Source organism: Streptomyces sp. NPDC014894, from assembly GCF_043080985.1.
Taxonomy (GTDB): Bacteria; Actinomycetota; Actinomycetes; order Streptomycetales; family Streptomycetaceae; genus Streptomyces.
In genome coordinates this window covers 1-9592 of the sequence record NZ_JBIBWD010000038.1, presented here as the reverse complement: position 1 = coordinate 9592, position 9592 = coordinate 1, and the positions used below count along the sequence as shown (strand labels likewise).

Sequence of the window (9592 nt, the reverse complement as noted above, 5' to 3'; positions counted from 1 at the left end):
GCGTTTCCAACTCTACCAGATCCTTTTCCCATTCCGTTTCCGGACTTGGATTCAGATCCAGCGGCCAGTTGGACCGGCCTTTTGCCTTTCGGCTGACCCCGACTTTATCAGAAGCATTTCGGCCGAGCTAATCGGCCTTCGCGATCCGAATGAGGAGTCGATTTGGCTCTGCGGAAATTCAATTCCCGGCGAGAGCAAGAGAGACGCTATCGGTTGCACTCGACCTTGTCCAGTCGGAGGCAACCAGTTGAATCTACCTCCCCACTGCCACCGTGTCAACGGTTTTTGTGGGCGAGGAGGACACTAGCAGGTCAGAGAGGTCGGACGCACATCAGGCGGCCGCGGGGAGGCGGGCGCTGCGGTCGGTGGAGGCGACGTCGCCGGTCACGCCCGCGCGGGCCGCTCGGCCGCCCAGGACATAGACGTACACGAGGAAGGCGATCTCGGCGGCGACGCCCACGGCGATGCGGGCCCAGGTCGGCAGGCCCGAGGGGGTGACGAAGCCTTCGATGAGGCCGGAGACGAAGAGAACGAGCGCGAGGCCGATCGCCATGCCGAGGGCGGCCCGGCCCTGCTGGGCGAGGGCTTCGCGGCGGGAGAGCGGGCCGGGGTCGATCACTGTCCAGCCGAGGCGCAGACCCGTGCCGGCGGCGACGAAGACCGCGGTCAGCTCCAGCAGGCCGTGCGGGAGGACGAGCCCCAGAAAGACGTCGAGACGGCCGGCCGAGGCCATCAGGCCGATGCCCATCCCGAGATTCAGCATGTTGAGGAGGAGGATCCAGACCACCGGAAGGCAGAGGAACGCGCCGAGGGTGAGGCAGAGGGCCGCGGCCTGCGCGTTGTTCGTCCAGACCTGGGCGGCGAAGGACGCGGCGGGGTTGCTGGAGTAGTACGTCTCGTACTCGCCGCCCGGGCGGGTCAGCTCGCGGAGGTCGGCGGGCGGTGCGATCGCCGACTGGACCTCGGGGTGCGCGGCGATCCACCAGCCGATGAGCGCGGCGACGAGGGTGGAGAGGATCGCCGTGGGGATCCACCAGCGACGGGAGCGGTAGACGGCCGCGGGGAATCCCTCGGTGAGGAAGCGGACCGCGTCCCGCCACCCCGCGCGCCGGGTGCCGACGACGGTGGCGCGGGCCCGGGCGACGAGCTGGGTGAGCCTGCCGGTCAGCATCGGATCGGGGGCGCTGGACTGGATCAGCGAGAGATGGGCGGCGGTGCGCTGATAGAGCGCGACCAGTTCGTCGGCCTCGGCCCCGGTCAGACGCCGGCCGCGTCCCAGGAGCTGGTCCAGGCGGTCCCACTCGGCGCGGTGGGCGGTGACGAAGACGTCGAGGTCCATGGTCTGCTGCTGCTCCAGGCGCTGGGTGCGTACGGTTCGGACTGCTGCGGCGCGGTGCGGACCAGCTTGGCAGACTGGTGGGCCAAGAGGCAGGGACGGTCGGCGGCGGGAGGCGGCTTCATGAGTGCGCTGGTGACGGGGGACGCGGTCGTTCTGGGACTGCGGCCGGCGAGACTGCCGAGCCGCGCGCTCGCGCTGGCCGTCGACATGGTGGTCGTGTGGGCCGTGTACCTCCTGATATCCCTCGGTCTCGCGGCGGCGACCGCCTCGCTGGACGAGGCGGCGGTCATGGCGGTGTCGATAGCGACATTCGTCCTGGTCCTGGTGGGCGGACCGATAGCGGTGGAGACGCTCAGCCGGGGACGCTCGCTCGGGAAGCTGGCCTGTGGGCTGCGGGTGGTGCGGGACGACGGGGGGCCGATCCGGTTCCGGCACGCCCTGGTGCGCGGTGCCATGGGCGTGGTGGAGATTCTGATGACCTTCGGCGTCGTCGCCTGTGTCGCGTCGCTGGTGTCGGCGCGCGGGCGGCGGATCGGCGATGTGTTCGCGGGAACGCTGGTGGTCCGCGAGCGGGTGCCGACCGGGCGCGGGAACGCGGCGCCGCCCGGGCCGCACTGGCTGGCCGGGCGGTTCACGGAGCTGGATCTGTCGGCCGTGCCGGATCCGCTGTGGCTGGCGATACGCCAGTACCTGGGACGGATGGACCAGCTGGACCCGGCGGTGGGCGCGGCCATGGCGGGCCGGCTGGCGAACGATCTCGCGGGCCGTACCGGAACGCCCGCGCCCCCCGGGGTGCCGCCGGGGGCCTATCTGGCGGCGGTCCTGGACGAGCGGCGGGCGCGGGAGGCCCGGCGGGCCTTCGGGGGCGGTACGGCGACGGGCTCCGGCGGGGCGGCGGTCGCGGCCGGTCCGGGGTTCGCGGGGAGCACGGCGGCCGGGGCGGCGGTCACGGGGAGCGGCGGGGCCGGGGGCGTCACGGCGGCCGGGGCGCGGCCGGAGGGCGCGGGGGACGGACGGGCGGCTGGGCCGCCCGCGGGGCGGACGACGGGGTTCGCGCCGCCCGCCTAGCCGTTCCCGGGGCCGTGGCCCGGGGCTTCGAGGGGCCGGGGCGGCGGAAGGGCGGGCTCCGCGCCGGTGGCTCCGCGGTCAGGGGAGGACCGAGGGCGGGGTCTCCAGGTGTTCCAGCTCGATGCCGGGCGCGGCGAGGACGACGTCGCCGGCGATGTGCACGGCGTGCTGCTCCCCCGTGTCCAGGGCGCTGACCTGGTATTCGTCCACGGTCAGAGGGCCGTTGTCAGTGGCGTGCGCTTCACTCTTCAGCAGGGCCCAGGACTGGTCGAGGGTCCGGGGTGCCAGTACGGGGTCCGTGAACGCTACGAGACGGACGCGGGTCGCCGGGGAGCCGGGGATCAGGCGGAGCAGACGGGCGGTGGCGATGAGGAAGGCGGGGGAGGTTCCGGTGAAGGCGTGGGCGGGGACGTTGCCCTCGGTGGCGTGGGCGCCGGACGGGTCGGTACGGACCCAGGTGACGCCGTCGATGGCGGCGCCTCGGACCTGCCAGCTCGCGGCGTGGAGTTCGAGCCGGATGGGGCGGCCGAGTTCGTCCAGGGCGAGGTCGACGGAGCCCGCGTGGTCGCCGGAGGGGGTGGTGATCTGTGAGACGTAGCGCCAGCCGGAGGGGCCGGGCGCGCAGTGGAAGTGCTCTTCGCCGAGGGGGGTGTGATCGTGTGGATCGTGGAGCGAATACCGGCCGCGGGGCATGGGGGCGTGGAAGTCCTTGTGCGGTAGGGCTCCGGGTGCGGTGAGGGCTCGCCGTCTGTGAGCGCGCTCGCCGGGGAGTCCGGAGCCGGGATGTCGGCGCCGGCCGCGGGTGGAAGGGGCGGGCCCCCGTCACGGGGGTGCGGGGGCCTGCCGTCCAACCGTCGTCGGCGCCGGGTACGGGATGCCTGTCGGCTCGTCCCGGGCCTGCTGTCGGCTGCCGCTGTGGGCCCTTCCGCCGCTGGGGCCACTGGCCGGTGTCAGCGGTGGCGGGGCCGTGCCGCCCGGCCGACGGGCGGCCGGGCGGTGGAGCGGATCAGTAGCGGTAGTGGTCGGGCTTGTACGGGCCGTCGACGTCGACGCCGATGTACGACGCCTGCTCCGGGCGGAGGGTCGTCAGCTTGACGCCGAGCGCGTCCAGGTGGAGGCGGGCGACCTTCTCGTCCAGGTGCTTGGGGAGCACATAGACCTCGGTCGGGTACTCCTCCGGCTTGGTGAACAGCTCGATCTGCGCCAGCGTCTGGTCCGCGAAGCTGTTGGACATCACGAACGACGGGTGGCCGGTCGCGTTGCCCAGGTTCAGCAGACGGCCCTCGGACAGCACGATGAGGACGCGGCCGTCGGGGAAGGTCCAGGTGTGGACCTGGGGCTTGACCTCGTCCTTGACGATGCCGGGGATGCGGGCCAGGCCGGCCATGTCGATCTCGTTGTCGAAGTGGCCGATGTTTCCGACGATGGCCTGGTGCTTCATCTTGGCCATGTCGGAGGCCATGATGATGTCCTTGTTGCCGGTCGTGGTCACGAAGATGTCGGCCTGGCCGACGACCTCGTCCAGCGTCGTCACCTGGTAGCCGTCCATCGCCGCCTGAAGGGCGCAGATCGGGTCGACCTCGGTGATGATCACGCGGGCGCCCTGGCCGCGCAGCGACTCCGCGCAGCCCTTGCCGACGTCGCCGTAGCCGCAGACGACGGCGGTCTTGCCGCCGATGAGGACGTCGGTGGCGCGGTTGATGCCGTCGATCAGCGAGTGGCGGCAGCCGTACTTGTTGTCGAACTTCGACTTGGTGACCGCGTCGTTGACGTTGATCGCCGGGAAGAGGAGGGAGCCGTCACGGTGCATCTCGTACAGACGGTGGACACCGGTGGTGGTCTCCTCGGTGACGCCGCGGATCTCGGACGCCAGACGCGTCCACTTCTGCGGGTTCTCGCCGAGGGTGCGGTTCAGCAGGGTGAGGATGTACGCGTACTCCTCGCTGTCCGCGGTGGCGGGGTCCGGGGCCTGGCCGGCCTTCTCGAACTCCACGCCCTTGTGGACCAGGAGCGTGGCGTCGCCGCCGTCGTCCAGAATCATGTTCGGACCGCCGGTGGGGGTGTTCGGCCAGGTCAGCGCCTGCTCCGTGCACCACCAGTACTCCTCCAGCGTCTCGCCCTTCCAGGCGAAGACGGGAACGCCCGCAGGGTTCTCCGGGGTGCCGTCGGGGCCCACGGCGATCGCGGCGGCGGCGTGGTCCTGGGTGGAGAAGATGTTGCAGGACGCCCAGCGGACCTCGGCGCCCAGGGCGACCAGGGTCTCGATCAGCACGGCGGTCTGCACGGTCATGTGCAGCGACCCGGTCACCCGGGCGCCCGCCAGCGGCTGCTGCTCCGCGTACTCCCTGCGGATGGACATCAGACCGGGCATCTCGTGCTCGGCCAAGGTGATCTCCTTGCGGCCGAAGGCGGCGAGCGAGAGATCGGCGACCTTGAAGTCCTGGCCGGCGGCGACAGTCGTCATTACGGGCTGCTCCTCGTGGTTGGGTTCGAGGGATGGATACGGCTGGCTCCGCGGTGGCCGATGGGCGTAGGAATGCCCGGGGCCACACGCAGTGCAGTCCGTCGGAGGCCCTCTCTCCACTCGGCCGGTCCACACGGGACCGCCCGACCGCCATCAGCAGCGACGCCTGACTATGGTCACGAATCTACACCGGTCGGCGCGGTCGGCCCCAGCCCGCCCGGGGGCGGGTTCCGGACAGTTCTGGGGCCGGTCCCGGGCCGGTTCGCGTGGAGATGGAGGGCCACCAGGGCTTTTCCCGGGCGGCCGCCGGATCGGGCGGTCACCCGGGCCGGACGCTTCCGCGCCACCGGCCCGACAAACGTCGCGATGAACACATGTCGCCAGGAGGTCAGCCCGGCGTCGCCGGGCCGCTCGGGGGCTTCGCCGGGTTCGTACCCGCCGCGGCCGCCGAGGCGCTGTAGACGTCCGGCTCCAGATAGATGACGCGGGCGATGGGGACGGCGGCGCGGATACGTTCCTCGGCGGCGTTGATCGAGCGGGCGATCTCCTGGGCGGTGTCGTCGTTCGGCACCGCGATCTTCGCCGCGACCAGCAGTTCCTCGGGGCCGAGGTGAAGGGTGCGCATGTGGATGATGCGGGTGACGCTGTCGCCGTCGACGAGGGCCTCCTCGATCCGGCGGGTGTCGCCGGGTGCCGCGGACTCGCCGAGCAGCAGGGATTTGGTCTCCACGGCCAGCACGAGGGCGATCAGGATGAGGAGCACGCCGATGCAGAGGGTGCCGATGCCGTCCCAGAGGCCGTCGCCCGTGGCCAGGGCGAGGCTGACGCCGGCGAGCGCGAGGAAGAGGCCGACGAGCGCGCCGAGGTCTTCGAGCAGGACGACGGGGAGTTCGGGGGCCTTGGCGTGGCGGACGAACTCCTTCCAGGAGAGGGAGCCGCGGACCGCGTTGGACTCCTTGATCGCGGTGCGGAAGGAGATGGTCTCGGCGATGATCGCGAAGATCAGGACGCCCACCGGCCAGTACCAGTTCTCGATGGCGTGCGGGTGTTTGATCTTCTCGTAGCCCTCGTAGAGCGCGAACATGCCGCCGGCCGAGAAGAGGACGATGGAGACCAGGAAGGCGTAGATGTAGCGTTCGCGGCCGTAGCCGAAGGGGTGTTCCGGGGTCGCCTCGCGGCGGGCTCTGCGGCCGCCGAGGAGCAGCAGGCCCTGATTGCCGGAGTCGGCGAGCGAGTGGACGCTCTCCGCGAGCATCGAGGACGAGCCGCTGAACAGGAACGCCACGAATTTCGCTACCGCGATCGCGAGGTTGGCGACGAGGGCCGCCACGATCGCCTTGGTTCCGCCTGACGCGCTCATGTCTGCCGGATGTCCCTTCGTACGTCCTCGTACGTCTTCGTACGCCGTGTACGCGGCCGCCGGGCTCCGGCCTCCGGTCACCTGACGGACGGCGAATGGCGGGCGACGGAAGACGATGACGGTGGACGGATGACCGCGTCGGTCACTGGCCCGGGGTTGCGGGGCGCGCCATTCTTGCAGTCCGCGGGGCGGCTCGGGGTCAGTTGACGACCGTGGCGCGGAAGAGGGTGGCGGCGTCTCCCCCGGCCGCGCCGATCTCAACGTGCTCACCTGCGGGAACGTAGACCGATTCGCCGGGTGCGAGCATCAGTTCGCCGGCGGAGACACGGCCGGCCGTGCAGAGCAGGATCTGCGGGGCGTGGGTGGTGAGGTCGCGTACGGAGCCGGCCGGGGCGAGCAGGAAGCGGGAGAGCCGGAACTCGTCTATCGGCGTGTCGTAGACCTCTTCGCCGGACGCGGACGCCTCGGGCCGCAGCACGCCCGGGTCGCCGGCGTCGAACCGGACGACCGCGAGGAGTTCGGGGACGTCCACGTGCTTGGGGGTGAGACCGCAGCGCAGGACGTTGTCGGAGGTGGCCATCAGCTCGACGCCCAGGCCGCTCAGATACGAGTGCGGGACGCCCGCGCCGAGGAAGAGCGCCTCGCCGGGGAGCAGCCGTACATGGTTGAGGAGGAGGGCGGCGATGACGCCCGGGTCGCCGGGGAAGTGGTGGGCGATCTGCGCGTACGGGGTGTAGGGGCCGCCCAGCCGTCGGGCGGCGGCGGCCGCCTCGGTGACGGTGGCCGCCATCTCCTCGCGGTCCGCCGTCAGCACCGCGGTCAGCACCTCGCGCAGGGCCGCGTCCTCGGGGTGGGCGAGGAGGACGTCCGCGTACGGCTTGAGCGAGTCGACGCCGAGGCCGGCGATGAGCTGGGCGGCGTCGGCGGGCTCGCGGAATCCGCACAGGCCCTCGAAGGGGGTGAGGGCGCAGATCAGTTCGGGCTTGTGGTTGGCGTCCCGGTAGTTGCGGTGCGGGGCGTCGATCGGGATGCCGGCGCGCTGTTCGGCGGCGAAGCCGGCCCTCGCCTGGTCCAGGTCCGGGTGGACCTGGAGGGAGACGGGCGCGCCCGCCGCGAGGATCTTGAAGAGGAAGGGGAGGTGCGGGCCGAACTTGGCGACGGTCGCCGCGCCGAGTTCGCCCACGGGGTCGGCGGCGATGACATCGCCGAGCACGCCGCGTTCGAGCCGGGAGGGTGCTCCTGGGTGGGCACCCATCCACATCTCGGCCTGGGGCTCGCCGGTCGGCGTCGTGCCGAGGAGTTCCGGGATGGCGGTGGTGGAGCCCCAGGCGTAGGGGCGCACCGTGTTGATGAGGCGGTCCATGTGAGCTTCCGTGTTTTCCGGGGGTGGCGCGGAGTGCTAGGTGGGCGTCGCGGTGGTCGCGAGCGCCAGATAGACGGCGGCGAAGTCGGTGACGGCGAGGAGTTCGGCGATCGACTCCAGTTCGGCGCCGTCCTCCGGTTCGAGTTCGCTGATCGGGGTGGAGTGGCCGAGGGCGAGTTCGCGGGCGGCGGGGGCGGCGGTCAGTCCGCCGGCGGGGCGGTCGCGCAGCAGGACGACGCGGGCGCGCAGGGCCTGGATCTCCTCCACGCGGTCGCGGAAGAAGTCGTCCGGGTCGGCGCCGTCGGCGAGGGCTCCGGTGAGGAGTACGCCGTGGGCGGGCAGGGCCTCGGGGAGTTCGGCGGCGAGCGCGGGGCGGCCGGCCAGCTCGGCGAGTACGGCGGCGAAGCGGCGGCCGGCGGGGGCGGCGCCCGGGCCCTCGGTCCAGATGAGGGGGAGGCTGTCGGCCAGCTCGGCGGCGAGGGTCTTGGCGGGGTTGCTGTAGGTGGCGATGGCGGGGCCGCAGCGTTCGGCGGTGCGGTCGAGCCGGTCGGCGACCTTGGCGAGGGTCTCCGGGGGCGCTTCGATGAGGCCGGTCCGGTCGAGCAGCGCGAGGAGGGGGGTGAGGAGGGCCCAGAGGGCGCCGGACGACGCGGCGGCGGTCTCCTCGGGCTGTCCGTTCGGGCTGGTGGCCATCGGGACGGTGAGTCCGTGGCGGCCGGCGACGGACTCGATGATCGGGGAGGGCGCGGGGGCGACGGCGACGACGGTGCAGCCCCGGCGGTAGGCCTGCTCGGCGAGGAGGTCGAGGCCGGGTTCGCCGCCGTCGGCCGTGGCGATCAGGAGCAGGTCGAGGGAGCCCGCCCAGCCGGGGAGGGCCCAGCGCAGGGCGCCCGCGGCGGGGGCGACGCCGGTGGGGGCGAGCCGGATGACGGGCGCGGCGGCCCCGGCGAGGGCGCCGATCAGGTCGGCGACCGTGGTGGCGGCGCCGCCGGAGCCCGCGACGAGGACGGCGCGGGGGCGGCCCTCGGGTTTCAACTCGGCGATGCCGGCCTCGGCCGCGTTGCGGGCGGCGGTGCGGACGCGGGCGCCGGCCTCGGCGACGCCTCGCAGGAGACCTCGGCGGTCGGCGCGGGCGAGGGCTTCCGGAGCGTCGAGGAGTGACTCGTCGAGCATGGGGTGGGGTCTCCGATCGCCGTGCGGTCGCGGGGCTGCGGGGCGCTGTCTGCGGTCTGCGGGGGCGGGGGCCGGGGCGGGGTGCGGGTGGCCGGGCGCCGTCGTACGCCGCAGGCCGTTCCGGTCGTTCCGGTCGTTCCGGTCGTTCGCCCGGGTCAGGCGGGGCGGCGGGCCTCGTCCACGAGGAGGACGGGGATGCCGTCGCGTACGGGGTAGGCCAGGGCGCACTCCGGACCGGTGCAGATCAGCTCGGGGGTGTCGGTCTCCGAGCGATCGGTGAGCGGGGAGTGGCAGGCCGGGCAGGCGAGGATCTCGAGGAGACCGGCTTCGAGCGACATGAGGTTCCTTCGGTGTGCGGGTGTGTCAGGTGTGTTGGGTACGCCTGGTGTGCCGGGGGTGGCTGAAGCGGGGGCTTCGGTGGTGTTGGTGATGTGAGCGGTGCGGGTGTGGGTGGTGCGCTCGGGCGGTTCCGGGAGTGGGCGGCCGAGCGACGTCAGCGTACCGCCGGGGGGAGCGGTGGGGCGCGTTCTGGGGGTGCGGAGGGGGGTGGGAGGGAGGGGGGTGAGGGGGTGTTGGTGCAGTTCAGATGGGGTGGGGGGTGAGGGTGGTGGGGGTAGGCGTGTCCGAAGACTTCGCCGGGGGTTTGCCTGGGGGGTGGGGGAGGTTTGGCGGGGGGTTGGTGGTTGGCGGGGGCGCCCCCGGGGGCGGGGCGCCACCGCCCCGGGCGCGGGGGGTTTGCGCCCCGGGGGGGGGGGGTGGGGCGGGGCCCCCCGGGGCGCCGCGGGGGGCGGGGGCCGGTGGCCGCGCCCCCACAAACCCCCGCGG

8 protein-coding genes are annotated in these 9592 nt (G+C 72.8%); 1 reads left to right on the top strand and 7 read right to left on the bottom strand.

Features of this window, described 5'->3' with window-relative positions:
• Nucleotides 1-331 precede the first annotated feature (331 nt).
• Complete coding sequence (locus ACF089_RS35735) at nucleotides 332-1339, bottom strand: stage II sporulation protein M (protein ID WP_392036359.1); 1008 nt, start codon at nucleotides 1337-1339, stop codon at nucleotides 332-334.
• 120 nt (nucleotides 1340-1459) lie between these two features.
• On the opposite strand from ACF089_RS35735, the gene ACF089_RS35730 reads away from it, so the two are divergent.
• Entirely contained in the window at nucleotides 1460-2407 is a 948-nt protein-coding gene (locus ACF089_RS35730) for an RDD family protein (RefSeq protein ID WP_392036362.1), read from the top strand.
• A 78-nt stretch (nucleotides 2408-2485) separates the two neighbouring features.
• Here the strand turns inward: ACF089_RS35730 and ACF089_RS35725 are convergent, their stop codons facing one another.
• The 6 genes from ACF089_RS35725 to ACF089_RS35700 all read right to left on the bottom strand — a co-directional run bounded on the left by ACF089_RS35725 (nucleotide 2486) and on the right by ACF089_RS35700 (nucleotide 9105).
• On the bottom strand, nucleotides 2486-3100 hold the full coding sequence (locus tag ACF089_RS35725) for a hypothetical protein (RefSeq protein ID WP_392036356.1): 615 nt from the start codon (nucleotides 3098-3100) through the stop codon (nucleotides 2486-2488).
• A 313-nt stretch (nucleotides 3101-3413) separates the two neighbouring features.
• Entirely contained in the window at nucleotides 3414-4871 is a 1458-nt protein-coding gene (gene ahcY / locus ACF089_RS35720) for an adenosylhomocysteinase (protein ID WP_392036353.1), read from the bottom strand.
• A gap of 388 nt (nucleotides 4872-5259) precedes the next feature.
• Nucleotides 5260-6231, bottom strand: a complete 972-nt coding sequence (locus tag ACF089_RS35715; protein ID WP_392036350.1) for a cation diffusion facilitator family transporter — start codon at nucleotides 6229-6231, stop codon at nucleotides 5260-5262.
• A gap of 199 nt (nucleotides 6232-6430) precedes the next feature.
• Nucleotides 6431-7594 (bottom strand): mannose-6-phosphate isomerase, class I, encoded by a 1164-nt coding sequence (gene manA, locus ACF089_RS35710; RefSeq protein WP_392036347.1) that lies wholly within the window; start codon nucleotides 7592-7594, stop codon nucleotides 6431-6433.
• 36 nt (nucleotides 7595-7630) lie between these two features.
• On the bottom strand, nucleotides 7631-8767 hold the full coding sequence (locus tag ACF089_RS35705; RefSeq protein ID WP_392036344.1) for an SIS domain-containing protein: 1137 nt from the start codon (nucleotides 8765-8767) through the stop codon (nucleotides 7631-7633).
• A gap of 155 nt (nucleotides 8768-8922) precedes the next feature.
• A complete protein-coding gene (locus ACF089_RS35700) occupies nucleotides 8923-9105 on the bottom strand; it encodes a Trm112 family protein (RefSeq protein ID WP_392036341.1) in 183 nt (60 codons plus the stop codon).
• Nucleotides 9106-9592: the final 487 nt, after the last annotated feature.

What these genes read in the sequence shown, in the direction of transcription:
- ACF089_RS35715 (WP_392036350.1), bottom strand. Translation starts at nt 6,231, where the DNA reads ATGAGCGCGTCAGGCGGAACCAAGGCGATCGTGGCGGCCCTCGTCGCC.
- ACF089_RS35725 (WP_392036356.1), bottom strand. Translation starts at nt 3,100, where the DNA reads ATGCCCCGCGGCCGGTATTCGCTCCACGATCCACACGATCACACCCCC.
- ACF089_RS35730 (WP_392036362.1), top strand. Translation starts at nt 1,460, where the DNA reads ATGAGTGCGCTGGTGACGGGGGACGCGGTCGTTCTGGGACTGCGGCCG.
- manA (WP_392036347.1), bottom strand. Translation starts at nt 7,594, where the DNA reads ATGGACCGCCTCATCAACACGGTGCGCCCCTACGCCTGGGGCTCCACC.
- ahcY (WP_392036353.1), bottom strand. Translation starts at nt 4,871, where the DNA reads ATGACGACTGTCGCCGCCGGCCAGGACTTCAAGGTCGCCGATCTCTCG.
- ACF089_RS35735 (WP_392036359.1), bottom strand. Translation starts at nt 1,339, where the DNA reads ATGGACCTCGACGTCTTCGTCACCGCCCACCGCGCCGAGTGGGACCGC.
- ACF089_RS35705 (WP_392036344.1), bottom strand. Translation starts at nt 8,767, where the DNA reads ATGCTCGACGAGTCACTCCTCGACGCTCCGGAAGCCCTCGCCCGCGCC.
- ACF089_RS35700 (WP_392036341.1), bottom strand. Translation starts at nt 9,105, where the DNA reads ATGTCGCTCGAAGCCGGTCTCCTCGAGATCCTCGCCTGCCCGGCCTGC.